Source organism: Actinomadura vinacea (assembly GCF_039532545.1).
GTDB lineage: Bacteria > Actinomycetota > Actinomycetes > Streptosporangiales > Streptosporangiaceae > Spirillospora > Spirillospora vinacea.
Window position 1 is genome coordinate 601,674 of the sequence record NZ_BAAARW010000020.1, and the last position, 24,624, is coordinate 626,297.

A 24,624-nucleotide genomic window follows, 5' to 3' on the forward strand; every position below is an offset into this window, starting at 1 on the left:
TTCGCAACCCCCTCGTGTCCGTACTTGTGAGCAGTCAGCCTGGACGACAGTGAGGGCAGAGCGATGGCGAAGGTCTACACCGGGGCGAGCATGTCGCTGGACGGCTACATCTCCGGGCCGGGAAACTCGGGGTTCGACCAGCTCTTCAAGTGGTACGGGAACGGCGACGTCGAGGTCGCGACCACGCACAGCGACCTGACGTTCCGGTTGACTCCGCAGAGCGCCGAGCACTGGCGCGGGATCGTCGACGGCACCGGCGCGCTGGTCGTCGGCCGCCGGCTGTTCGACATCACCGACGGCTGGGGCGGGACCCACCCGATGGACGTGCCGGTGGTCGTCCTGACCCACAAGGTGCCCGACGGGTGGCCCCGGAAGGACTCGGCGCTCACCTTCGTCACCGACGGCATCGAGAGCGCCGTCGCGAAGGCCGCCGAGCTGGCCGGTGACAAGACGGTCGGCGTCAACGGCGGGACCATCGCCAGCCAGTGCCTGGAGGCGCGGCTTCTGGACGAGGTGTGGATCGACCTGGTGCCCGTCCTGCTCGGAGACGGGACACCGTTCTTCGACGGGCTCGAGAACGTCCCGGTCGAACTCGAGGGACCGGTCTCGGTGGTCGAGGGCCGCGACGTCACCCACCTCCGCTACCGCGTTCGCTACCCGTGATCAGAAGAGGTCGCATGCCGTACCCGGTACGGGGTCCTTTCCTGTCAAGTGTCGTGAAGGCACTAGGATCGGTGAACCGCCGATCGAGAGAATTGGGCCGAGTATGCGCGAGCCACCTGGACCGGACGATCCGGAGGCCATCGGCCGTTACAGGGTGACCGCCAAGCTCGGCCGCGGCGGGATGGGAACGGTGTACCTCGGCGAGGCCGACGGCTCACCGCCGGTCGCCATCAAGCTCATCAACGCCGAGCACGCCGCAGACGCCGACTTCCGCGCGCGGTTCCGGCGCGAGGTGAGCGCGGCCCGCCGGGTCCGGTCGCACTCCACCGCCCCGGTGGTGGAGGCGTCGCTGGACGATGACCCGCTCTACGTCGCGATCGAGTTCATCGACGGCCCCGACCTGGAGGCGGCGGTCGCGGAGCGGGGGCCGCTGCGCGGCTCGTCCCTGGAGCAGCTCGCGGTCGGGGTGGCCACCGCGCTGCGTGCGATCCACGAGGCCGGGCTGGTGCACCGCGACCTCAAGCCGTCCAACGTGCTGCTGTCGCCGACCGGGCCGCGCGTCATCGACTTCGGCATCTCCCGCGCGGTGGACGAGGCGACCCGGATCACCGCGCACGGCCAGATCGTCGGCACCCCCGCCTACATCGCGCCCGAGCTGATCGACGGCCGTCCGCTGACCCCCGCGGCCGACGTGTTCTCGTGGGGCGGTGTGATCGCGTTCGCCGGGACCGGGCGCATGCCGTTCGACGGGCGGAGCCTGCACGAGGTGCTCAACAAGGTCGGCTCGCACCCGCCCGACCTGGACGGCCTCGACCCGATGCTGCGGGACGTGGTCGAGCGGGCGCTGAGCAAGCGTCCGGAGCAGCGCCCCACGGCGTCCGAGCTGCTCAACGGCTTCTCCGCGAGCCTGGAAGGGGCGGCCGGCGGGGGGACCGGCGGCGGGACCGGCGGGGGGACCAGGATCGCGGACCCGCCGACCAGGGTCGGGAATCCGCCGACGAGGATGATGACGCCCGCGCCCGGGCCGCTCACGCCACCACCCGCGCCGCCACCCGTGCCGCCGCCGCATCACGTCGGGCTACCGGGCCCCAGGCCACCGCTGCCACCGGGGCCGATGCCGCCGGTCACCGGGCCGCCGGTGCCCGTGGTGTACGTCGGCGGCACTCCCCCTCCGTATCCGGCGCCGTATCCGCCCCGTCGCCGCCGCCCCCTGCGCCGCGCGCTGATCTGGCTGGTCGTCGTGGTCGTGGCGCTCGTGCTCATCAATAAGGGACTGGAGGCCACCGATTTCGGCGAACGGGTGAAAGCCGAGAGCGCCGCGCGGAAGAACGTTGACAAGCGCTTCATCGGACGGTGGAGCGGCACCGTCACCGAGTACCTGTCCAGCGGGAAGGCCAAGTCCAGGTACACGGCGGTGATCGAGATCCGTGCCGGAAAGGTCGACACCACCGTCGGCACGTCCAGGTACGCGAAGCTGAAGTGCTCCGGCGAGCTGGAGCTGGAGAAGGCGTCGCCGACACGGCTCGACCTGCGCGAACGCATTACCACCGGACGTGGCAATTGCGCGAATCTGGTGCCGATGGTCCTCACTCGTCGCGATGACGGGTCGCTCGAATATCTGGTGACGGCCTCCACACCCCCCAGCAGAGGACGGCTGACCAAGCAGAAATAAGCACGTCGCAAGACGGCTGTCCGCTTTGCGCCCTGGGCCCGACCCGAAGATTCCAGCATCAGATCCGCAGGAATTGTAGATTTGGCCCGATGCTGCGAAAAGTGGAGCGAATCGGCGGTGCGCTGGCCCTGCTCGCCCTCGGTGTCGTCCTGCTGGTCCTCGGCAGCCTGAACCGCGCGGACCAGGCTGCCAGCGTTCTCAGCGGGTTCGTCAGCCTGATCGGGGCGGGCCTCGCGGTCGCGAGCCTGCGCGTAACGCGAAGTGCTGTGGACCTCGACGCGGCCGCGCGCACTCTCGCCGCCGGAGTGCATGAGCAGTGGGCGGAAGAGAAGACCACGCTCGGGTCACTGGCCAGGCCGGAACCGCTGCACGTCCGCTGGTCCAGCACCGGACGGCCGGTGCAGGCGCCGCCGGAGGCCGTGCTCGGCCGCGGCCCGACCGGCGCGCGTCCGATCCGCCTTCGGCTGAGCGGCGACGTCGGCCGGATCGTCGAAGCCTTCCGCGCCCTCCCCAGGAGGCAACTCGTCGTCCTGGGGGATCCGGGATCGGGGAAGACGGTCCTGGCGACGCGGCTTCTCCTCGGTCTGCTGAAGGATCCGCAGGAGAACGAGCCAGTGCCGGTCCTGCTCCCGTTGTCGTCCTGGAATCCCAATGAGGACCTCTTCGCATGGATGGTGCGCCGGATCCGGGCCGACCATCCGACGCTCATCGAGGACGTCGTCTCCACGCTGCTCCGCGGCGGGAAGGTGCTGCCGATCCTCGACGGCCTGGACGAACTCGCCCCGCACCTGCACGCGAAGGCCATCGGAGCGATCGGAAAGGCCGTGGGCACCGGCCCGCTTGTGCTGACCTGCCGTGGCGACGAGTATCAGACGGCCGTGGCGTCCGCCGACTCGTTCCTCGGCCGCGCCGCCGTCATCGAACTCGAAGACCTCAAGGTCGCCGAGGTCATCGATTTCCTCGACCTCACCCATATCCCGGAAGACGACCGCTGGGATCCGGTCCGCGCCCACCTGCGCGCCCACCCTGACGGCCCTCTCGCCAAGGCCCTGTCGACCCCGCTCATGGCCGACCTGGCCCGCATCGTCTACGAACGCCGTCCCGCCGATCCCGCCGAGCTGCTGGAGTTCACCGACCGCGCCGCGATCGAGGACCATCTCCTCGACGCCTTCATCCCCGCCGTCTATGCCTCCGGCGACCCCCGTCGTGCGCGCCGCCGGCTCACCTTCCTCGCGGAGACCATGGCCGCGCACGGCACCCGCGACCTGTCCTGGTGGCAGTTCCGGTCCCGGTTCGCCGCCCTGACCGTCGCGGCGATCTTCGGTGTCATGGGCTGGCTGTTCCTGCGCCTGCTGTTCGCGCCGCCGCTGGCCGCGCCCGGTGCGCTCGCGATGGCGGGTGCCGCCTACTACGTTGTCAAACTCGGCGTCTGGGGTGAGGTTCACCAGCAGGGCTCGCGGGCCGTCGACCCGCTCGGCATGTTCCGCCGCCAGCGCCTGACGGCCATCGGTTTCGCCCTGCTGGGCGGGCTCGGGGTCGGACTCGCCGTCGCCGCGTTGGTGACGGTCGCCCTTGGCGCGAACGGCCGCTCGGCCCTGCAGTTCGCGGGGATCTTCGGTTCGGTATTCATGATCGTGTCCGTGGCGAACACGCCCTGGGGCACCTTCTTCCTTTCACGCCTCAGCCTGGCGGCGACGGGGCGACTCCCGCCGGGACTCCGCCGGTTCATCATCGACGCCCACGACCGCGGTGTTCTCCGGCAGGCCGGGACGGTCTACCAGTTCCGGCACGCCCGCCTCCAGGACTGGCTGGCGCCTCTCCGGCCTCGCCCTGAGCAGCCCGAGGAAGACCGGGAAATGCCGGAGAATTTCTGGAGCCGCCAGCTCGCTCTGGCCATGGCGGTCACGTTCCCCACAATGATCCTCTTCTTCATCCCACAGGGGTACCGCCTCGACTACCACTCCGGGGCCGAACCACGTCAGTACTCTGCCGTGGACAACCCCCACTGCCGAGCCCCCGAAACGCTGGACTGCGGATTCGCGTTCGCCTGGGAGCTGCCGCCCGGCGCCGTGGCCACCACCACGTTCAAGGTCTCGAAGGGCCTCACCGAGCAGCCCATCGTCGGCCTCGCGGGCACCCTCGCGGTCGAGGGCTGCCAGGGGGCGGCGGTCGGACTCCGGCTCGCGGGAGCCGGAGCCGCCTCGATCACCGGCTCCCAGTTCAGGGAGGCCCCGCTCAAGGACCTCGCCCGGGGAATCCCCGGCAAGCCGACCCGGCTGACGTTCACCCTCCGCCGGCTCGACGATCGCCCCTGCACGGCCCGCCTGTTCTGGGACGACGAAGGCCTCTCCTTCGACCTCGCCTTCAAGTTGAAACGCAGGCTCAGCGGCGACCGGCCCGCAACCGAATAATGCGCTCCTGGTCGAGCCGGTGGCCGGCGCGGCCGGCTCACCGGTCCCGGGGTCCGCTCAGACGTGCTTCAGGAAGCCCGAGTCGACGACGAAGTCGGCGCCGGTGGTGCTGGCGGAGCGGGGGGAGGCCAGGAGGACGACGGCGTCGGCGATCTCCTGGGGGTCGGCCAGGCGGCCGGTGGTGAGGGACATCATCTCCGGGGCGAGCTTGTCGATCACGGCTTGGCGGTCGGCGCCCGCCTGGGCTCCGATGACGTCGGCGGCGCCGCCTTCCTTCGTCCACCAGTCGGTCTGGACGGGACCGGGCGAGACGGTGTTGACGCGGATGCCCTGGGGGCCGTACTCCTCGGACAGTCCCTGGGTGAGGTTGTTCATACCGGCCTTGGCGGCGTTGTAGTCGACGTTCATCGGGGCGGGGTGGCGGGCGTTGACGCTGGAGACGTTGATGATGGAGCCGCCGCCGCGGGCGAGCATGTGGGGGATGGCGGCGCGGACGGCGCGGACGGTCGAGAACAGGTTGAACTCGAACATGTCCCGCCAGTCGTCGTCGGTCGGGGTGAGGAACCCGAAGCGGGGCAGGGTGGCGCCGGGCGGGGGCCCGCCGGCGTTGTTGACGAGGATGTCGAGGCCGCCGAATCGCTCGACGGCGCGCTCGACGACCTGGGCCGGTGCGGCGGCGTCCATCAGGTCGACGGGAACGTGCAGGAGGTCGGGCCCCGCGAGGGCGTCCAGGCCGGGGCCGCTGGTGCGGGACGCGGCGACGACCCGGGCCCCCTCTTCCAGGAGGGTGCGGACGACGGCCAGCCCGATGCCCTTGGAGGCGCCGGTGACGACGGCGACCTTGCCGGTGAGGCGGAGATCCATGATCGGCTCGTTTCTCTCAGGGACGTTCTCACCGCGGTGAACACCGGCGCCTCGGTGGCGGTTGCGGGCGCCCCCGCCTGATCGGTGGACTGATCGATGGGGCATGATCCGCTTTGTCCGGTCATTTCATGTCTTTCAGATCAGTGTCGAGGGGGTGCGCGGTAGTGCCGGTCCCCGGAGGACCGCGGGCGCGGATGGCGATCCTGCTGGCGCACTCGGTGATCACGCAGCTGCTCACGTTCGTGCTGCGGCCCACGATGACCTACCGGGCGCTGGAGCTGCACGTGCCGTCCGCCATGCTCGGCGCGCTGGCGGCGAGTTTCGCGATCGCGCCGCTGGTGCTGGCGCTGCCGGCCGGGCGGCTGGTGGACCGGGTGGGCGAGCGCCGGGTGATGGTCGGCGGCGCGCTGCTCCTGACCGCCTCGTCCCTGGCGTTCCTGGAACTGGGCGGGACGGTCGGCGGGCTGCTGGCGGCGAGCATGCTCCTGGGCACCGGCCATCTGGGCTGCGTGGTCGGGCAGCAGGCGCTGGTCGCCAACACCACCGGGCGGGAACGGTACGACACGGCCTTCGGCCACTACACCTTCGCCGCCGCGCTCGGCCAGTCCGCCGGGCCGGCGCTGATCGCGCTGTTCGGCGGGGCCAGGGCGATCCCGGACACCACCGCGATCTTCGCCTGGACGAGCGGGATCGCCGCCGGGCTGGTGGTGCTCAGCGTGCTGCTGCCGGGCAGCGGCCACGCGAAGGCGGCGGGCGCCCGAGCGGCGGGCGGGGTGCGCGTCCTGCTGCGGACTCCGGGGCTGGGACGCGCGGTGCTGACCAGCTGCGTCGTGCTCGCCGCGGTCGACATCACGCTGGCCTACCTGCCCGCCCTGGGCGCCGAACGGGGACTGTCGTCCGGGACGGTCGGGGCGTTCCTCACCATCCGCGGGCTGTCGTCGATGGGGTCGCGGTTCTTCCTGGGACGACTCACCGCCGCTTTCGGGCGGCGGGCCGTGCTCGTCACCAGCACGATCGGCGCGGCGGTCGCGCTGGCGCTGGTCGCGTTCCCGCTGCCGGTCTGGGCGATCGGGGCGCTGCTGGCCGTGGTGGGGTTCGGGCTGGGCGCCGGGCAGCCGCTCACCATGTCATGGCTGGCCGAGTCGGCGCCGCCGGGGTCGCGGGGCCAGGCGATGTCGCTGCGGCTGGCGGGCAACCGGACCGGCCAGATCGTCATTCCCAGCGTCGCCGGACTGCTGGCGGCGGGCACCGGGGCGGGCGGGGTGCTGCTCGTGAGCGCGCTCGGTCTCGGCTGGGCCGGTGTCGCCGCCCGCCGGCTGCCGTCCGGCCCGGACGCGTGAGTCAGCCGAGCAGGCCGCGTTCCATAGCGGCGACGACGGCGGCCGTGCGGTCGGAGACCTCCAGTTTGCGGTAGGCGCGCAGCAGGTAGGTCTTCACCGTCGCCTCGCCGATCAGCAGTTCCTTGCCGATCTCGGCGTTGGACAGGCCGCGGCCGACCAGGCGCAGGATCTCCCGTTCACGCTCGGACAGGGCGTTCGGCGCGGGCCGCGCCCGGACCTGGAACAGCCGGCTCGCCACCGACGGCGACAGCACGGTCTCGCCCCGGGCGGCGGCGTGGATGGCCGCGATCAGCTCGTCGCGGGAGCTGCCCTTAAGGACGTATCCGGTCGCGCCCGCCTCGATCGCGCGCAGGATGTCGGAGTCGGTCTCGTACGTGGTCACGATCAGCACCCTGATCCGCGGCGCGGCGGACACGATCGCGGCGGTGGAGGCGGCGCCGTCCATCCGTTCCATCCGCAGGTCCATCAGGACCACGTCCGGCTCCAGGACGGGGCAGAGCGCGACCGCCTCGTCCCCGGACCCGGCCTGTCCCACCACCTCGATGTCCGCGGCCGAACGCAGCATCGCGGCCAGCCCCTCGCGCACCACCGGATGATCGTCGACCAGGATCACCCGGATCGGCCGCCCGCCTCCCGCCGTCATCGGCCTTCTCCTTCACCGTCGTCGTCCTCGCGGTCGGGCACGGTCACCTGGACGGTGGTGCCGCCGCCCGGGGCGCCCTGGACGGTGGCCGCGCCGCCGATCTCAGCGGCACGGGCCCGCAGGCCGGGCAGTCCGTAGCCGTCGTGGCGGTCGGCCGGGTCGAAGCCGCGACCGTCGTCGGCGACGGTCACCCGGACCTCGGCCGCGTCGTACTCGAGCCGCACGTCCACGGTGCGGGCGCCGGCGTGCTTGCCGACGTTGGCCAGCGCCTCCTGCACCGAGCGCAGCAGCACCACCTCGGCCGCCGTGGGCAACGGCCGTTCCCGCCCCTCCACCCGGCGGTGCACGGTGATCCCGGTGCGCGCGGCCAGGTCGTCGGCCTGCCGCCCGATCGCCTCGGGCAGGGAGCCGTCCCGCAGCGAGGGCGGGCTCAGCGCGGCGACGAACCGGCGCGCCTCGGCCAGGCTCTCCTTGGCCATGTTCTCGGCGTGCGCGAGATGCCGGCGGGCCAGGGCGGGCTCGTCGTCCAGGTCGGCGCCCGCCGCCTGAACGAAGTTGATCACGCTGGCCAGGCCCTGGGCCAGGGTGTCGTGGATCTCCCGGGCCAGGCGTTCGCGTTCGGCGGCGACACCGGCCTCGCGGGACAGCTCGGCGAGCCGGGCGCGGTTGCGGCGCAGTTCGTCGATCAAATCGGCGCGCTCCCGGCTCTGCCGCACCATCCGGGTGATCCACAGCCCGAGCAGGATGGACAGCCCGGCGCCCATGAGCGCGGCCGGCATCAGCCCGCGCACGTCGGCGCCCGACCACGGCCCGACCGCCACCGGGACCATGTTGACCAGCGTTCCGGCGGGCACGCCCACCCGGGCCGGCAGGCTCATGATCAGCATCGGGACCATGGCGAACAGCGCGAAGATCGCGGCCGGGTGGAAGAGCGTGGCGGTGCCGAACAGCGCGACCAGCACGGCTCCGAAGAGCCCGCCCGGCCACAGCGTCCGGTCGCCGCGCATCAGGCCGCGGCCGAACCCGGCGTACCAGGGCACCATCAGCGTCAGCGCGGTGACCGAGACCGCGGCGGCCCGTCCCGGCTGCGCCCAGGTCAGCAGCATGATCGTGGTGACGAGGTAGGTGACGCCGAAGTAGCCGTCCCAGAGGGCGAACCCCGCCACGCGCGGGCCGCGGTCGGGCGCGGTCGGGCGGGCGCGGGGAGCCTGGGGCGGGGGCGGGGGACGATCCGAAGACACGAAAATAGTCCTATCACGCGCCCCGGAGCCCGGCTGTCCACCGGTCGGTGGACAGCGAAACCCCCGGCCGGTCGACATCGCGCGGCGCCCTTTGCTCCTAGATTTTCTGGCAAGGCGTTGAAGCGCCGAAGAAAGCCGCGACAAAGGGAGCCGGAATAATGAGTCCATTGGTCACGACAATGGTGGTCAGCGGAATCGTCCTCGCCATCATCTTCGCCAGCGATCTGGGTCGCCGGGAGGTCACGGCGATGCGGCTGGCCCGGCCGCTGGTCGTGGTCGGCGCGGTCCTGGTCGTCTTCGTCGGCTCCGTCCCGCACGAAGGGAACGACCTCGCGCTGCAATTGACCGGGGCCGGGCTCGGCGTCATTCTCGGGCTGGTCGCCGGGGCGATGCTGCCGGCGCACGCGGAGCCGTCCGGGAAGGTGTTCACCATCGCCGGATGGGCCTATGCCCTTTTCTGGGTGGCGGTCACGGCGGCCCGGATCCTGTTCGTGTACGGGGCGGAGCACTGGTTCCTGAAAGCCATCATCGAATTCTGCGTCAACTATCGGATCAGCGGTCCGGACGTTTTCTCCAACGCCTTCGTCTTCCTGGCGCTGACCATGGTGCTGGCCCGTACCGGAGTGGTCATGCACGCCCGGATCAGGCTGCGCCGCGCCGCCGCGGGCCAGGCCGTCCCGAACACGTCGATTCCCAACTAAGGCGGCATTGATGACAACCCCCCGCAGCCGGGAACTCCGGCCCCCGCGCAATCCGATCGAACGCAAGGCCGTGCGCATGTGGACGGTGGTGTCGCTCGTCCTGACGCTCCCGCCGGTCCTCACCCTGGCCCTGCTGACCCTGCTGATCCCGCCGGCCCGGCCGTGGCTTGCGCCGTGGCTGGCGGCCACCGCCGTCATCAGCGCCGCGTGCACGCTGGTGGTGCCGCGCCGCATGTACGCGATCCACCGCTGGGAGGTCACCGGCGAGGCCGTCTACACGCTCTCGGGCTGCTTCTGGCGGCGCTGGCGGGTCGCGCCGCTGTCGCGGATCCAGACCGTGGACTCGCTGCGGGGACCGTTCCAGCAGATGTTCGGCCTCGCCGGGATCGCGGTCACCACCGCGTCGGCGGCCGGGCCGATCAGGATCCGCGGCCTGGACGCCGCGGCGGCCGACGACCTGCTCGACACGTTGACCAAGGCCACCCAGCGCACCCCGGGGGACGCATCATGACCGAGCGAAGCGAGGGAATGATGCGTGCTCTTCCCGGGGGGAGTGGGGGGTCGTCCCCCCACAAGGAACACGGCATGACCGAGCGAAGCGAGGGAATGATGCGTGCTCTTCCCGGGGGGAGTGGGGGGTCGTCCCCCCACAAGGAACACGGCACGACCGGGCTTCACGGCCTTGGCATTCCGGCACCGGCGCCCGAGTGGCGGCGCCCGCACCCGCGGTCGATCGCCGCCGCCCTGGCCTGGTTCCTGGGGCCGCTCGGCGCGTCCGCGCTCGGCGCCGCCGCGGCGGGCGGCGTCACCCTCGCCATCGCGATCCCGCTCGGCAGCCTGCTGCTCGCCACGCTGATCGTCGCCGCCGTCCTGACGCTGCGGTACGCGACCACGCGCTACCGGGCCGACCGGCACACGCTGGAGATCCGGTCCGGGCTGCTATTCCGGCGGCGGCGGACCGTGCCGCTGGACCGGATCCGCGGCGTGCACGTCACCGCCGACCCGCTGCACCGGCTCCTCGGCCTCGCCACGCTGACGATCGGCACCGGCGAACAGGTCGCCGCGGGGTCGGCGGCGGCCGGGCGGCTCACGCTGAGCGGCATCGGCCGCGCCGAGGCGCGCGAGCTGCGCACCCGGCTGCTGGAGCACGCCGGAGCCGGCGGCGCCGCGCCCCCGGTGGCCTCGATCGACTGGCGCTGGATCCGGTACGCCCCGCTGACCCCGTGGGCGGTCGGCGGCGTGGGAATCGCCGTCGGCACCTGCTTCCGGGTGATCGACGCGATCGGCCTCAAGCCCCAGGACGTGGCGTTCCTCAGGGGCACCTGGGAGTGGTTCGCGGACATGCCGCCCGCCCTCGCCGTCACCGTCGCCGTCGTGATCGTCCTGGTGGCGGGCGGTCTCGGCGCGACGGCGGGGTTCGTCGAGACGTGGTGGAAGTTCCTGCTGCAGCGCGAGGACGCCGGCACGTTCACGGTCCTGCGCGGCCTCCTCACGACCCGTTCGACGACCATCCGCAGCGACCAGGTCCGCGGCGCGCAGCTCACCGAGCCGCTGCCGCTGCGCTGGGCCGGCGGCGCCCGCGCCAACGCGATCGCGGTCGGGCTCGGCTCGCACGAGGACGGCTCGGCGGCGGCGAAGACGGCGCTGCTGCCGCCCGCGCCGCGCCGCCGCGCGCTGGAGGTGATCGCCGTCGTGCTCGGGTCCGGTACCGCGCCGATGGACGGCATCCGCTGGGCCGGTCACCCGCGCGTGGCGCAGCGCAGGCGCGACGCGCGGACGGTGTGGTGCGTGCTTCCGCCGCTGATCGTCCTCACCTGGCTCGCCCTCCACTTCCTCCTCGCCGCGCTGCCCTGGACGCTCGCGTTCGGCGCCCTCGCCACGGCCGCCGGGCTCACGCTCGCGCAGGACGCGTACCGCTCCCTCGGCCACGCGCTGTCGGACGAGTACCTGCTGGCCCGGTCCGGCACGATCAACCGGCGCTCGGTCGCGCTGCGGCGCACCGCGATCACCGGCTGGACCCTGTCGCAGTCGCCGTTCCAGCGCCGGCACGGGCTGATCACCGTCGCCGCCGCCACCGCGGCCGGCAAGAACGTCTACCGCGTCCACGACGCGGCTTGGGACGACGGCCTCGCGCTGGCCGACGCGGCGGTGCCCGGCCTGCTCGCCCCGTTCCTCACCGGGACCGGCGCGCGACGATCATAGGAGGAACAACGCTTTTCGCACCGCAAGGGAAGTGGAGTGGGTGATATGCCGCAGGTGAGCGCGCCCTCGGCCGGGCAGCTGCTGCAACTGGTCCGGCAGGGCCGGGCCCGGACCCGCCGGGATCTGATGGAGCTCACCGGGCTGGCCCGGTCCACCGTCGCGCAGCGGGTGGAGCAGCTGGTCGGCGCCGGCTACCTGCGCGAGGGCGGGGTCGACGTGTCCTCCGGCGGGCGGCGTCCCAACCTGCTGCGGATCGACGAGGGTTCGGCGGTGGTGCTCGCCGCGCACCTGGGCGCCACGCACGGCCGCGCCGCCGTGGTCGACCTGGCCGGACGCACCCTCGCCGAATCCGCCGGGCGGCTGAACGTGGCCGACGGCGCCGAACCCACGCTGGCCTGGGCGACGTCCCGGTTCCACACGCTGCTGGCCGAGGCGGGACGGTCGATGGTCGAGGTGTGCGGGGTCGGCGTCGGCCTGCCCTGCCCGATCGACCAGCGCACCGGACGGGTGATCCCCACCCCGATCGTGGCGGGCTGGCATGACCACGACGTCGTCTCGACGCTGTCGGCCCAGTTCCCCGGCCCGATCGTGGCCGACAACGACGCCAACCTGATGGCGCTCGGCGAGTTCACCGCGAGCGAGCCCGGCACCGCGACGCTGGTGCTGGTCAAGGTCGGCACCGGCATCGGCGCCGGGATCGTCGAGGAGGGCCGGGTGCTGCACGGCGCGGGCGGCGCGGCGGGCGAGATCGGGCACATCCGGCTGCGCGGATACGACGATGTGGTCTGTGTGTGCGGCTCCCGCGGCTGCCTGGCGGCCGTCGCCGGCGGCGCGGCACTGGCCCGCGACCTGACCCGCGAACTGGCCGAGGAATCGGACGCGGCGGGCCGGGAGTCGGTTTCTGGGGTTCTGGAGACGGCTGATGTCGTCCGGCTGGTGAACGCGGGCGATCCTGCCGCGGTCCGCCGCACCCGGGAGGCGGGGCTGGTGCTCGGGGAGGTCATCGCGACGCTGGTCAGCGTGACCAATCCCGGGGTGCTGATCGTCTCGGGCGGGCTGGCCCGCACCGGGGAGCATCTGCTGTCGGGCATCCGCGAGGTCGTCTACCGGGTCGCCCAGAACCGCTCCACCCGCGGCCTGCGGATCAGCGAGGGCCTGCTGGGCGAGCGGGCCGGGGTGATCGGCGCGGCGTCGATGGTGGTGGACCGGGTGCTGGCGGCCGAGGCCGTGGACGCCCGGATCGCGGCACGGCGCGGCCCCACCGGCTGAGCGGAGGCCGTGGCGTACGATCCGCGCCGCGGGGTATGGGAAGTGTCCACGCTGCGGGACGAGTCCCCGGCGTGCGCGTCGTAGGGGGACGGCGCAGGAAGGACTTCCATGGCCGCGATCAGCCGCCGGGTCGTGCTGCGTGCCGGGCTCACGATGGGCGCCGGCGGGGTGCTGTCGGCCTGCGGCGGCTTCGGCACGACCGGCGGCGACGGGAAGCTGGTGTTCCTGTCCAGCCAGTTCAACGCCGTCCAGGAAGGGCAGCGGTTCCGGACGATCCTGGCGCGGGCCGCGCCGGAGACGTCGTTCGTCGCGGCCGAGCCCGCCGCGTTCGCGGCCCGGGTGACGGCCGAGGTCCAGGCGAGGAAGGTCACCGCAGGGGTCGTCGGCGCCCTGTACGGCGAGCTGGCCCAGTTCGCCCCGGGCCAACTGGAAGACCTGTCCGGCCTTGCGTCCAGGCTCTCCGGCGGTGGCTACACCAAGGACATGCTGGAGCTGGCCAAGTTCGGTACGGACAAGACGTATTTCATCCCGTGGATGCAGGCCACCTACATCGTCGCCGTCAACAAGAAGGCGCTGGCGCACCTTCCCCCTGGCGCGGACGTCGACAAGCTCACCTACGACCAGTTCCTGGCGTGGGCCAAGGAGGCCAGGGCGAAGAACGGCAGGCCTGTCTTCGGCCTTCCGGGCGGGCCGAAGGGGCTGCTGCACAGGTTCATCCAGGGGTACCTGTACCCGTCGTTCACGGGCGGGCAGATCACCACGTTCCGCAGCGATGAGGCGGTCGGGATGTGGGAGTACATGCGGGAGCTGTGGAAGTACATGGTCCCGGCCAGCACGACGTTCGAGTTCATGCAGGAGCCGTTGGCGTCCGGTCAGGTGCAGGTGGCCTGGGACCATGTGGCTCGGCTGGCGGGCGCCCCCGCAAGCGCGCCAAACGATTTCGTCATGGTGCCCGCTCCGTCGGGGCCCAAGGGGCTCGGCTATATGAGCGTGCTGGCGGGCCTGGCCATTCCCAAGGGCGCGCCAAGGCAGGAGGACGGCAAGAAGCTCATCGAAGCCCTTTCCAAGCCCGACGTACAGCTGGACGTGCTGCGCCAGAACGCCTTCTTCCCCGCCGTCAAAACGCAGATCCCCAACGACCTGCCGGTCGGTGTACGGCTTGAGGCGGGGGCCGTGGACTCCCAGCAGAAAGAAGGCCTCCTCGCCCTGGCACCCGCCCGGCTCGGGACCCGGGACGGGGAGATGAGCGCCGCGTTCCGCAACACCTTCACCAGCATCGTCCTGGACAAGGAGGACATCCGCCGGACGCTCGACAAGCAGGCCAAAGTGATCCAGCAGCTCCTGGACGCGGCCAAGGCACCCTGCTGGCGTCCCGACCCCGACAGCGGCGGCAAGACGTGCCGGGTGGGCTGATGGCCCGCCGCCACCCCGACGGCGGGCCTCCCCGGTTGCCCGCGCCGTACCTGCTGCTGGTCCCGTCCGCGCTGTTCATGCTGGCGCTGTTCGCCTGGCCGCTGGCGCAGGGCGTCGCTACGGCCGCGCACGACCCGTCCACGGGCACCGGGTACGGCCTGGAGAGCTTCCGCCGCATGGTCGAGGAGCCGCATTTCTGGCCTGCCGTGCGCAACACCGTCCTGCTCATCGTGGTCGTGCTGCCCGTCCAGTTCGCGCTGGCCATCGTCATGGCGCTGCTGCTGCGCGAGCGCCCCCGCCTGACCGGCCTGTACTTCTACCTGTGGGCCGTGCCGCTGGCGATCTCCGACCTGGCGGCCGGGCTGGTCTGGCTGGCCGTCTTCGCCGACCAGGGCTATCTGAACTCGGCGATCGAGGGATTCGGCGGCTCCGGCCACGAATGGCTGTCGTACCGGAACCCGGGCACCATGCTGCTGGCGGTCGTCCTGGCCGAGCTGTGGCGGGCCACGTCGCTGGTGTTCGTGATCCTGGTCGGCGGGCTGAGCGTGATCCCCAAGGAGTACGACGAGGCCGCGCAGGTCTTCGGCGCGACGCTCTGGCAGCGGCTGCGGCACGTCACGCTGCCGCTGCTGCGCCCCAGCATCCAGGTCGCGCTGATCCTGCGGACGATCCTGGCGCTCCAGGCGTTCGCGGTCGCGCAGGCCCTCACCGGGCGCGGCTTCCCGCTGCTGATCGGCGAGACCTACGAGTGGTACGTCAACCTGCAGAACCCCTACGTCGCCTCGGCGGTGGGCATGGTCATCCTGGCGGTTTCGATGGGCACGGCGGTGATCTACCTGCGGGCACTGCGGCAGCCCGACATCGTGCGGGGCGCCCGATGAGCCCCGTCCGGAAGCGGCACGGCAGGCGGCGCGCCCGCCGGAACCGGGTCCTGGTGCAGGCGGCCTGCCTGGCGATCACCGCGTTCATGGTGGCACCGATGTACCTGATCACCCTGGCCGCGTTCTCGTCGCCGGACGCGCTGAACGCCTACCCCAAGTCGTTCCTGCCGACCAGCGTGTCGGCGGAGACGATGGGCTCGTTCCTGACCAGTACCGGCGTCGTCCCGGCCCTGCTCAACAGCCTGTCCGTCGGCCTGTTCACGGTCCTGCTGGCACTCCTGCTCGGTACCCCGGCAGGGTACGCGCTGGCCCGGTTCGCGTTCCCCGGCCGCGACTCCTACCAGCTGTTCCTGCTGTTCACCCGGGCGCTGCCGATCGTGGTGCTGTCGGTGCCGCTGGCCCGGTTGTTCATCACCGTCGGCGCCTCCGACAGCGTCCTGGCGGTGACGCTGCTGCACACCGCGCTGGCGCTGCCGACCACCGTCCTGATCACCGCGAGCATCTTCACCTCCGTGCCGCGGGACGTGGAGGAGGCGGCGCTGGTGTTCGGCTGCACGCCGCTCCAGGCGTTCCGGCAGGTGGTGGCGCCGCTGGCGCTGCCCGGGACGGCCGCGGCCGCCGTGTTCACCTTCGTGCTGTCCTGGAACGAGATCCTCGGCGCCGCCGTCCTGACCCTCACCAACCGCACGCTGCCCGCCCAGGTGCTCGGCTCGCTGCAGTGGAGCCCGCTGGCCTACCGCTTCGCCGGGGGTTTCGCGCTGGTCGTCCCGGCCCTGCTGTTCATCTTCGGCATGCGCAAGTACCTGCTGAACATGTGGGGCGGCACGCTCAGATAGGGAGATCATGGCCGAGGTCGAGATCACCGGGCTGGAGAAGACCTATCCCGGGGGCGCGCGTCCCGCCGTCCGCGCGGTGTCCGCGACCGTCGCCGACGGCGAGCTGCTGGTGCTGCTGGGCCCGTCCGGCTGCGGCAAGACCACCCTGCTGCGGATGATCGCGGGCCTGGAGACGCCCGACGCGGGCACGATCAGGATCGGAGGCGCCGACATCACACACCTGCCGCCCCGCGAGCGCGACCTGTCCATGGTGTTCCAGAGCTACGCGGTCTTCCCGCACCGCACGGTGGCCCGCAACATCGGCTTCGGCCTGGCCATGCGCAAGACCGCCAGGCGGGAGATCGAGGCCAAGGTCGAATGGGCCGCCGGGCTGCTCCGCCTCGAAGACCTCCTGGACCGCTACCCCGCCCAGTTGTCGGGCGGGCAGCGGCAGCGGGTGGCGGTCGCCCGCGCGATCGTGATGGAGCCGGACGTGCTGCTCATGGACGAGCCGCTGTCCAACCTCGACGCGCTGCTGCGGCTCCAGTTCCGGGCCGAGCTGAAGAAGCTGCTGGCCGACCTGGGCACCACCTGCGTGTACGTCACGCACGACCAGGTGGAGGCGCTCTCCCTCGGGGAGCGGGTCGCGGTCATGGACGAGGGCGAGATCGTCCAGGCCGGGGCGCCGCTGGAGGTGTACGACGCGCCCGCCTCGATCTTCGTCGGCGGATTCCTCGGCAGCCCGCCGATGAACTTCCTGGAGGCCGTCGTGGACGGCGGCGCCATCGAGCTCGAAGGGCAGCGGATCCCGGCGCCGCCGGGCTGGACCGCAGGGCCGGTGCTGATCGGCGTCCGGGCCGAGACGATCATCGCGTCCGGCACCGAGGCCGCGGACGCGCTGCGCGCCGCCGCCGAGGTCGTCGAGCCGCTCGGCAGCGCCACCCTGGTGACCGCGCTGGTGGGCGGGCAGCGGCTCAAGGTCCAGGTTCCGGCCGATTTCACGGTGGCGCCCGGTGACCGGCTCTGGCTGCGTCCCCGTCCCGACCGGCTCGGCCGCTACGACCCGCGGACCGGCCTCGCCCTCACCTGAGGGCGCCGAAGCCGCAGGTCAAGCGGATTCCAAGACAGTCTCCCCCGCCCCTATAAGGTGCCGCTCTTGGCAGGTATGTTGCATAGGTGTTACGTCCGGGTTACGACTCCGGACCCTTGCACCGGGGTCCCCGTACGGGAGACTATGTCCTGCGTCGCGGACAAAGTGTCCGATTCTGCGGACGAAGTAGGAGTTTCGTGACTGCAACCCCCTCGGCGGAGGTCCCTCGCCTCGGCCAACGACACCAGCCGCTAGCCCGGCCCCAGCCGACCGCTCTCACCAACGTCGAGACCGCCGTCAGGGCCGCCTACGCGCTGCGCGGAAACGACCGCGGCTCCCTCACGGTCGCCGCCCCCGGCCTCTACCCCCACATGTGGAGCTGGGACGCCGCCTTCATCGCCATCGGCCTGGCCCGGCTGTCCATCCCCCGGGCGCTGACCGAGCTGGAGACGCTGTTCTCCGCGCAGTGGCGCAACGGCATGGTCCCCCACATCGTGTTCGCCGACGGCGACGCCTCCTACGAGCCCGGCCCCAAGCGTTGGGCCTGCGGCGCGGTCTCCGCCGACGCCCCGCGGGGCCGGGCCACCAGCGGCCTCATGCAGCCGCCCGTCCACGGTATTGCGGTGCGCCGCGTCCTCGACGCCGCCCGCCGCGCCGGCCCCGGCGAACTGCACTCGGCCGCCGACCGGATCCGCGGCCTCTGGCCCGGCCTGCTGGCCTGGCACCGCTACCTGGCCGAGCGCCGCGACCCCGACCACCGCGGGCTGCTGACGATCTACCACGGCTGGGAGAGCGGGATGGACAACTCGCCCCGCTGGGACGTCCCGTACTCCGCCGTCGTCCCGGCCAAGGCGTTCGTCCCGTTCCGGCGGGCCGACGTGCACGCGCTCGACACGATGGACGGCGCCGCGCAACGTCCCACCGACGGCGACTACGCCCGCTACCAGTGGCTGATCGAGGAGCTGCGGCAGGCGGGCTACGACGACGCCCGCGCCCGCGAGACGCTGAGCTTCCTGGTCGCCGACGTGTTCGCCAGCGCCATCTTCGCCGCCGCCTCCGCGGAACTGGCCACCGTCGGCGACGAGTTGGGCCTGCCCGGCACCGACGAGCTGACCGGCCACGCCGAGCGGTTCCGCCGCGGCGTCGCCTCGACCGCGGGCGACGACGGCTTCGCCACCGACCTCGACCTTCGCACCGGCCAGCCCCTGCACTCCCAGACGATCGCCGGCTTCGCGCCGCTGCTGTGCGGCGGCGTGTCCCCGGCCCAGCACCGGGCCCTCGTCGACGCCCTGTTCTCCCCCGACTGGTGCGGCCACCCCGGCCTGGCGGTGGCCCTGCCCCCCAGCACGAGCCCGTCCTCGCCGTCGTTCGACCCGGCCCGCTACTGGCGCGGCCCGCAGTGGCCCCCGATGACCTGGCTGTTGATCTGGGGCCTAGAACGCTCCGGCGAACCCGAGGCCGCCGCCGTCCTGCGCGCCTCCGCCCTGGACCAGCTCTCCGACGGCGTGTTCGCCGAGTACTACCACCCCTTCACCGGCACCCCGCTGGGCGGCCGCCCCCAGTCCTGGACGGCCGCCGTAGCCCTGGACCTGGCCCTCACCGACTGACGTCCGGCCATAGAACCGAACAGGCAGGCCGGGGTCAGGCCGACAGCCGCTGCGCTGCGGCGAGCAGGGCGAAAAAGCATGGCGCCCGCTCAGGAATGGACGTCCGCCCCCGATGCGGCCGCGAACCAGCTCGCAAGAGAACGGGCCGAACTCAATAAGGACGACCAGCGGACAGAGGCGTACCTGCGGCCCGATGCGTATTCCTACGCGGGTCGCCCTGAGATGAATCGTTTCCACACTGGATCCCACTGAGCTGCGACTTCGAGCATTCGGTTGGCCATCGAGATCCCCGGCAATAACCATTCCCTGGGCGCGGATGAGTCCAGCGCATATGAGATAGTGCGCGGGGAGGGGCCACCCGCGGGAGCGCCACGTTATAGCAAATCTCAAATGTGGCCGCATGAGGATTGCCGTGCCGTGCACCGGGTAGAGGGAGCAGACGTCAGGCACAGGAGGTGGTCGGGTTGACCACGCAGCAGAGGGCCACGCCAAGGAAGAGGGCCACAGCACAGAAGGCCGCACCGAGGAGGAAGGCCGCGGCGGAGGAGGCCAAGACGCGCAAGCCTGCCCGGGAGACGCGGACAGCGCCGTCCGAAGAGCGGCGGACCGCTGTGCCGATTCCCGTCGTCACTCCTCACATGAAGGTCTACAGGCTTCGCGTTCCGACGCCTGGCATGCCCAACATGTCAGCGGCCGGGCAGGCTGTCGGCTCCGCGGGCTCGCGCCTACCGTCTCCCCCGCAGCTCGCGTTCTACGGGGGGCTGGCCGCCACCGCCGTCTTCGGGGTCATCGAATGGCCGGTGGCCGCCGCGATCGGCGTCGGCACCATGATCGCGCGGCGGGCCCGCCGGCCGGGCGGACGGTCCAAGCCCGAGTAGGCGCAGGCCGGGAGCCTTGGATCCTGCGATCGAGCGCAGGACCCAGGGTTCAGCATGCGTCAAACGTCAGTGGCTGTTCATTCCCCCGCTAGACGGTCGTGTCCCTACATCAGTGACGTAGAGGGATAAACAATACGAAGCACCCCCGACCCGACAGCGAGGCGTCAGTGCCCGGGATCGTCACCACCATCCTCGCGAAGGCCCTTGTCATGCTGCTGGAGGCTCTCATCGCCAGGTTGGTCCTCCATCTCATACGCTACGCGCGCCAGCCCAGGCCGGCGGCCTGACCACGGGTCACAGGTTCAGGTCGCCAACGTGGTACTCGGCGTCGGCACCGAACCGGAGTACCCGCTCGTGCGCCTCGCGTGGTGAGGGGCCGCCGCTCGAGCGCCTCGACGCCGCGGCGCAGCAGCGCGGTGACGGAGTCGGCGACGTACACGGCCCCGTAGCCCTTGCTGATGTGGACGACCCGCCGTCCAGGTCGACGGCGAGGAAGTCGTCGCCGGTGTTCGTGGCGAACCGCGGACATCCGCAGGCCAGCCGCGTCAGGATGGGGCGCCGTCCTGGACGATCCCCAGCGGCCCGCATCCGGTCCGGCGCACAGCGCACTGGATCGCTCACCACGCCTCCACCACTGGTCAGAGGTCCAGACCGCCCACTTTGATCTGGCCCACGAGGGCGGCGAAGTCAGCGGCATCAAGTGCTAGATGCCCCACTTCGGAGGCCTTGCTGTCACGGACGCCGATGATCTTGCCTCCCAGGTCGGCCAACTCGACGCACTCAACAGCCGTCCCACTCTCCGAACGACTGCTCTTGCGCCACCGGGGGGTGCTCACGTCATTCTCTCCATCAGCCGCAGGATCAGCTCCCTCGACGCCTCTCGGGGCAACGCGTCGTCCCCGATCCGGTCGAGACGTACTCGCAGCGAGGATAGCTTTGTCGGGTCTGTGATCAACCTTCCCCCGTCAACTGCCTCTATATACCCACATTCCCCCCTTCGCCCCTGAATGAGCATGAAGGAACCATCCAGGCCAACGTGCACCCCTTTAGACCTGGGCAGCACCCGAACGTGGACGTTCGGGCGTGTGCTGACCTTCAAGAGGTGGGCGAGCTGAGCCTTCATCACGACCGGGCCCCCTACCGGATCTTCGAGCACGCTCTGCTTCAGGAGTACACGCAACTGGGGAGGCTCTTCACTGTCGAGAATTTTCTGCCGTTCAAGACGCATCGCCACGCCTTGATCCACGTCCACCACATCTTCAACGGCTTCAAACAGCGCACGGCCGTAATCCGACGTCTGGAGCAGACCGGGGACCACCAGGGCTTGGTAGACCTCGACCCTGCGAGCCACGCGTTCGTACGAAGTGTACGTATTGAACCAATTTTGGAGTCGTCCTGCTGCGCTACGCGCCCGCCTGAACGATGCAGACTCCGCTTTTCCCGCGCCCGGTCCGGGGCGTTCGGGCGATCTACCGCAAGAACATCGGGGCCTGCGGGCCGTTCGCCGACATCACCGTGGACTTCGAGCCGAATCCGGACGGGTTCGAGTTCGTCACCCTGGTGGGGGAGGACGAACTGGAGGCCTCGTACGCAGAGGCCGCCCGGGAGGGCATCCGGCAGGAACTGGCCGGGCGGACCGACGTCCGGGTCACGCTGACGGCGGCGCGCGTGCACGAGGTCGATTCCAACGAGATCGGGTTCGAGCAGGCCGGGCGGCTGGCCGTCCGCCAGGCCGTCGCCGCCCTCGGCTCGGACGGGTGACGCGGGGATCATCGAGCCCGGCGGGCAGTGTCGGGATGGTCCGCTATGGTCCGGCGGCATGACAGCGAAGCCGATCCTTTACATCTGCGACGACGAAGCCTCTCCGCCTGACCGAGGCGACGAGCAGGACGCGCCCGCCTCCGCCGTCCCGGCCGGTGATCCGGAGGAGGCGGTACGGCTGTTCCACGAGCTCATGCGGCGGCGTGCGGAGATCTTCGGTCACGAGGAACGGCTGCCGCCTCCCGCGAGCGGCGAGGAGCTCGACGCCCTGGAGGAGGGCATCGGCTTCGTGCTGCCCGCCGACCTGCGCGCCCTCTACCGCGTCGCCAACGGCGACGGCACCCTCACCACCGCGCTGTTCGACCACCATCCCTGGATCCCGGTCGAAGAGGTGGGCGACGAGGACGACGAGTGGGCGAAGATCGCACGGGAGTGGCAGTACGACCCGCAGCGGACCCCCGTGCTCGACGCGGTGCCCGCGAACGCCGTCCGGCGCTCGATCCTGCGGCCCGGGTGGATCCGGTTCGCGCACGACACCGGCGGCAACTGGCTCGCGGTGGACATGGACCCCGCCCCTGACGGACGTCCCGGGCAGGTCATCGGCATCGGCGTCGACTACGGCGAGGCGCCCCTGTACATCGCCGATTCGGTCACCGCGTTCCTGCGCCGCCTCGTGGAGGCGCTGGAGCGCGGCGACTACACGAGCGATGAGGACGATCTTCATATCGAGGCGGGTCTTCCCGACTGGTACGAGGCCGAGGACGCGCGCAGCCTGAACACCGACGCTCGGAGCCTCGCCGGGTCCGCGTCCCGTCCCCATCTTCAAAAGGTCGGTTTGACCGGCGTTGAGGACCTCGGCTTCCTCGAAGCCCTGCCCAACCTGCGGGTGGCGGCCTTCTCGGGACCTGGCCACCTGGATCTGACCCCGCTTCGCGCCCTTCCGGTCGAGGCCCTCGAACTCGAACTGGAGTCGGTCGATCTGGCGCCGCTGGCCGGCCATGCCCACGTGCGTTCGCTGACGGTCCGCTCCAAGGCCCCGGTCGATCTGGCGCCGTTGCGCACGCTTCCCCGCCTGTGGGCGCTGGACGTTTCGGCCGCTCCGGCCGCCGACATCGCCACGATCGCCGAACTGCCGGGTCTTCGCTATCTGGAGGTGTGCCACGATCAGTGGCGCAAGCTGTGCGACGACCTGCCGGCCCTTTCCGTCGTCGGCATCCGTCCGCCCGAACAGGAGTGGCGCGCCGGCTGGACGACCGTCCATGGGCCGCCGCCTAGTCCTCGGCCAGGACGATGACCTGGTCGTCGGCGGCGAGGGTCAGGGGCGCTGTTTTGTTCGGGTTGAGGACGACGCCGTAGGACGGTGGCTCGTGGTAGTGGTCGCCCAGGCGGTAGCCCAGGGCGGTCTCGCCGCGGCGGCGGGCGGCCTCGATGACCGTGGCGAAGTCGGCCTCGGCGCCGGGGCGCAGGTAGGCGGAGGCGGGTTTGAGGTAGAGCTCGGAGCCCTCCGGGTCCAGGAGGTCGGTGAAGACGTCCTGGAGGTGCCGGTTCTCGCTGAGCTGGGTCAGCATGAGGCTGATCAGCTTGTCGCTGACCACGAAGTCGTCGGCCTTGGTGACCTGGGCGACCTCCCGGTTGGCGTCGTCGTTGATCTCGCTGACGATGGAGAACGGGTCGCCCAGGCTCTCCTCCATGTCGCGCAGGTGCAGCAGCGTGACGAGGGTGCGGGCGTCGGCGTGCTGGGGGTCGCGGGTGTCGTCGCCCAGCACGATGATCTTCTGGTAGGAGCCGACGTCCAGGGCCTCCAGCTGGGTCCGGTCGGTCGGATCGCACCAGGTGTAGCCGACCTTGATGTTGGCCAGGCCGGTGAAGTCGCCGCTGGGGTCGCGGTCGCAGCGGGCCGCGACCACCAGTTCGGAGCCCGGTTCCACGAACGCGTCCAGCAGCCGGACGATCTTCGGTGCGCGGTCGTTCCAGCCGGCCAGCAGGGTCCGTTCGGGGGCCCGCGCGCGTGCTGCGGCGGTGGTGATCGCCTCCTCTGTCACGGGCGGCGGGTCCTGGGCGAGCCGGATCAGCAGGTCGTCCTCGGCCAGCACGATGATCTCGTCGTCCGGGCCGATCACGGTGTGCTCGGGCGGGTTGACCGCGACCGTCCCGTCGGGGCGGCGCAGCCCCACCGGGATGCCCAGCTCGTACGCGCTCAGCGCCCGGCCGTAGGTGACGCCGGTCAGCGTGGGCTCGGCCCGCATGTAGAACTCGTGGCCCCTGTAGTTGAGCAGGTCGGTGCAGACGGTCGACAGCCCCGACTGCCGGTGCGACTGGACGATCAGCTGGATGGCGATGTCGTCGGCGTCCAGGATGTGCGCCGCCCCGCCGCCGGCCAGCCGGGCGGCGGGCAGGTTGGCCGAGTCGTGCACGGCGGCGACCACGTGCGGGCGGGACGCGTCGTCCCAGGCCCGGGCGCCCAGCGACAGCAGCACCTTGATCACATGGTTGTCGGCGTCCGCGAGCGGCGGTGACACCACCATGATCGAACGCGCCGTGCCGGGGCTGACCAGTTCAAGGTCGGCGACCTTGAGCGGATCGCCGCGCCGGCACACGACCCGGGTGCGGCCGGTGTCGCCGACCCGGGCGCGGATCGCCTCCTCCATGTCGACCTTGTCGCGGTCGGCCAGGATCGCCACGCAGGACCGGCGCCGGCTCTGGTTGGCCTCCACCAGCTCGGCGATCACCGTGAACACCTGGTCGGACCAGCCCAGCACGATCGTGTGGTCGCGCTCGACGATCCGGGAGCGGCCCTTGCGCAGCTCGGCGATCTTGCCTTCCAGCCCGGTGGTGAGCACGCCGATCAGCGCGCTGACGATGAAGATCCCGCCGACGGTGGCCAGCAGCATCAGCGCGAGGAACGGTGCGGTGCCCTCGTCGTCGCCCATCGTCCCGGGGTCGAGGGTGCGCAGCAGGCTGCGCCACACCACGCCCGACCAGTGCCCGTTCTGCGCGGAGTCGCCGGGTGCGAACAGCACCGCCAGCGTGGCCACGACCAGGATCAGCGCGCCCGACGCCAGGCCCAGCCAGCCGATCAGCGCGGGGGTGCCCCGCGCCATGGTGTTGTCGAACCAGTACCGCATCCGATCACGCCGGCTGACGCGCGCCAAGTGCCGGACCTCCCCCGTACC

At 71.5% G+C, this 24,624-nt stretch carries 21 protein-coding genes and 1 pseudogene; 16 read left to right on the forward strand and 6 right to left on the reverse strand.

What is annotated here, in order from left to right:
- Window positions 1-63: 63 nt before the first annotated feature.
- The 3 genes from ABD340_RS27185 to ABD340_RS27195 all read left to right on the forward strand — a co-directional run bounded on the left by ABD340_RS27185 (window position 64) and on the right by ABD340_RS27195 (window position 4,746).
- The gene (locus tag ABD340_RS27185) at window positions 64-663 is read left to right on the forward strand and encodes a dihydrofolate reductase family protein (protein ID WP_344592652.1); all 600 of its coding nucleotides are present in this window, start codon (window positions 64-66) and stop codon (window positions 661-663) included.
- 103 nt (window positions 664-766) lie between these two features.
- Window positions 767-2,335: a serine/threonine-protein kinase gene (locus ABD340_RS27190; RefSeq protein WP_344592654.1), complete on the forward strand. Its 1,569-nt coding sequence runs from the start codon at window positions 767-769 to the stop codon at window positions 2,333-2,335.
- Between the two features lie 89 nt (window positions 2,336-2,424).
- Entirely contained in the window at window positions 2,425-4,746 is a 2,322-nt protein-coding gene (locus tag ABD340_RS27195; protein WP_344592656.1) for an NACHT domain-containing protein, read from the forward strand.
- A gap of 57 nt (window positions 4,747-4,803) precedes the next feature.
- Here the strand turns inward: ABD340_RS27195 and ABD340_RS27200 are convergent, their stop codons facing one another.
- Window positions 4,804-5,610, reverse strand: a complete 807-nt coding sequence (locus tag ABD340_RS27200) for an SDR family NAD(P)-dependent oxidoreductase (protein WP_344592658.1) — start codon at window positions 5,608-5,610, stop codon at window positions 4,804-4,806.
- A gap of 194 nt (window positions 5,611-5,804) precedes the next feature.
- Here ABD340_RS27200 and ABD340_RS27205 point away from each other — a divergent pair, with 194 nt between their 5' ends.
- Complete coding sequence (locus ABD340_RS27205; protein WP_344592659.1) at window positions 5,805-6,950, forward strand: MFS transporter; 1,146 nt, start codon at window positions 5,805-5,807, stop codon at window positions 6,948-6,950.
- 1 nt (window position 6,951) lies between these two features.
- Here ABD340_RS27205 and ABD340_RS27210 read toward each other — a convergent pair whose 3' ends face one another.
- Complete coding sequence (locus tag ABD340_RS27210) at window positions 6,952-7,593, reverse strand: response regulator transcription factor (RefSeq protein WP_344592660.1); 642 nt, start codon at window positions 7,591-7,593, stop codon at window positions 6,952-6,954.
- Window positions 7,590-8,834 (reverse strand): sensor histidine kinase, encoded by a 1,245-nt coding sequence (locus ABD340_RS27215; protein ID WP_344592662.1) that lies wholly within the window; start codon window positions 8,832-8,834, stop codon window positions 7,590-7,592. The genes ABD340_RS27210 and ABD340_RS27215 overlap by 4 nt, the downstream gene beginning before the upstream one ends.
- Before the next feature lie 158 nt (window positions 8,835-8,992).
- Here ABD340_RS27215 and ABD340_RS27220 point away from each other — a divergent pair, with 158 nt between their 5' ends.
- The 10 genes from ABD340_RS27220 to ABD340_RS27265 all read left to right on the forward strand — a co-directional run bounded on the left by ABD340_RS27220 (window position 8,993) and on the right by ABD340_RS27265 (window position 19,690).
- Window positions 8,993-9,535 carry a hypothetical protein gene (locus tag ABD340_RS27220; RefSeq protein WP_344592664.1) on the forward strand — a complete coding sequence of 181 codons (543 nt, stop codon included), beginning with the start codon at window positions 8,993-8,995 and terminating at the stop codon, window positions 9,533-9,535.
- A 10-nt stretch (window positions 9,536-9,545) separates the two neighbouring features.
- Window positions 9,546-10,046 carry a PH domain-containing protein gene (locus ABD340_RS27225; RefSeq protein WP_344592666.1) on the forward strand — a complete coding sequence of 167 codons (501 nt, stop codon included), beginning with the start codon at window positions 9,546-9,548 and terminating at the stop codon, window positions 10,044-10,046.
- A 74-nt stretch (window positions 10,047-10,120) separates the two neighbouring features.
- Window positions 10,121-11,737 carry a PH domain-containing protein gene (locus ABD340_RS27230; RefSeq protein WP_344592667.1) on the forward strand — a complete coding sequence of 539 codons (1,617 nt, stop codon included), beginning with the start codon at window positions 10,121-10,123 and terminating at the stop codon, window positions 11,735-11,737.
- Between the two features lie 45 nt (window positions 11,738-11,782).
- Window positions 11,783-13,006 (forward strand): ROK family protein, encoded by a 1,224-nt coding sequence (locus ABD340_RS27235; protein ID WP_344592668.1) that lies wholly within the window; start codon window positions 11,783-11,785, stop codon window positions 13,004-13,006.
- A gap of 108 nt (window positions 13,007-13,114) precedes the next feature.
- Window positions 13,115-14,419 carry an ABC transporter substrate-binding protein gene (locus ABD340_RS27240; RefSeq protein WP_344592670.1) on the forward strand — a complete coding sequence of 435 codons (1,305 nt, stop codon included), beginning with the start codon at window positions 13,115-13,117 and terminating at the stop codon, window positions 14,417-14,419.
- A complete protein-coding gene (locus tag ABD340_RS27245) occupies window positions 14,419-15,300 on the forward strand; it encodes a carbohydrate ABC transporter permease (protein ID WP_344592672.1) in 882 nt (293 codons plus the stop codon). The genes ABD340_RS27240 and ABD340_RS27245 overlap by 1 nt, the downstream gene beginning before the upstream one ends.
- Window positions 15,297-16,136, forward strand: a complete 840-nt coding sequence (locus ABD340_RS27250; protein WP_344592674.1) for a carbohydrate ABC transporter permease — start codon at window positions 15,297-15,299, stop codon at window positions 16,134-16,136. The genes ABD340_RS27245 and ABD340_RS27250 overlap by 4 nt, the downstream gene beginning before the upstream one ends.
- A gap of 7 nt (window positions 16,137-16,143) precedes the next feature.
- Window positions 16,144-17,205, forward strand: a complete 1,062-nt coding sequence (locus tag ABD340_RS27255; protein ID WP_344592676.1) for an ABC transporter ATP-binding protein — start codon at window positions 16,144-16,146, stop codon at window positions 17,203-17,205.
- 197 nt (window positions 17,206-17,402) lie between these two features.
- Window positions 17,403-18,812 carry a glucosylglycerate hydrolase gene (ggh, locus tag ABD340_RS27260; protein WP_344592677.1) on the forward strand — a complete coding sequence of 470 codons (1,410 nt, stop codon included), beginning with the start codon at window positions 17,403-17,405 and terminating at the stop codon, window positions 18,810-18,812.
- A gap of 674 nt (window positions 18,813-19,486) precedes the next feature.
- Window positions 19,487-19,690, forward strand: a complete 204-nt coding sequence (locus tag ABD340_RS27265; protein WP_344592678.1) for a hypothetical protein — start codon at window positions 19,487-19,489, stop codon at window positions 19,688-19,690.
- A 638-nt stretch (window positions 19,691-20,328) separates the two neighbouring features.
- Here ABD340_RS27265 and ABD340_RS27270 read toward each other — a convergent pair.
- Window positions 20,329-20,526, reverse strand: coding sequence for a DUF397 domain-containing protein (locus ABD340_RS27270; protein WP_344592679.1), 198 nt, complete (start codon window positions 20,524-20,526; stop codon window positions 20,329-20,331).
- Window positions 20,523-21,053, reverse strand: a pseudogene (locus ABD340_RS27275) (DUF5753 domain-containing protein); the annotation flags it as partial. The pseudogene ABD340_RS27275 and the gene ABD340_RS27270, both read right to left, overlap by 4 nt.
- Before the next feature lie 59 nt (window positions 21,054-21,112).
- On the opposite strand from ABD340_RS27275, the gene ABD340_RS27280 reads away from it, so the two are divergent.
- Together ABD340_RS27280 and ABD340_RS27285 are read left to right on the forward strand one after the other, a co-directional pair.
- Window positions 21,113-21,451, forward strand: coding sequence for a hypothetical protein (locus ABD340_RS27280; protein ID WP_344592681.1), 339 nt, complete (start codon window positions 21,113-21,115; stop codon window positions 21,449-21,451).
- 58 nt (window positions 21,452-21,509) lie between these two features.
- Entirely contained in the window at window positions 21,510-22,745 is a 1,236-nt protein-coding gene (locus ABD340_RS27285) for an SMI1/KNR4 family protein (protein ID WP_344592682.1), read from the forward strand.
- Here the strand turns inward: ABD340_RS27285 and ABD340_RS27290 are convergent.
- Window positions 22,723-24,603, reverse strand: coding sequence for a CASTOR/POLLUX-related putative ion channel (locus tag ABD340_RS27290; RefSeq protein WP_344592683.1), 1,881 nt, complete (start codon window positions 24,601-24,603; stop codon window positions 22,723-22,725). The genes ABD340_RS27285 and ABD340_RS27290 overlap by 23 nt on opposite strands.
- Window positions 24,604-24,624: the final 21 nt, after the last annotated feature.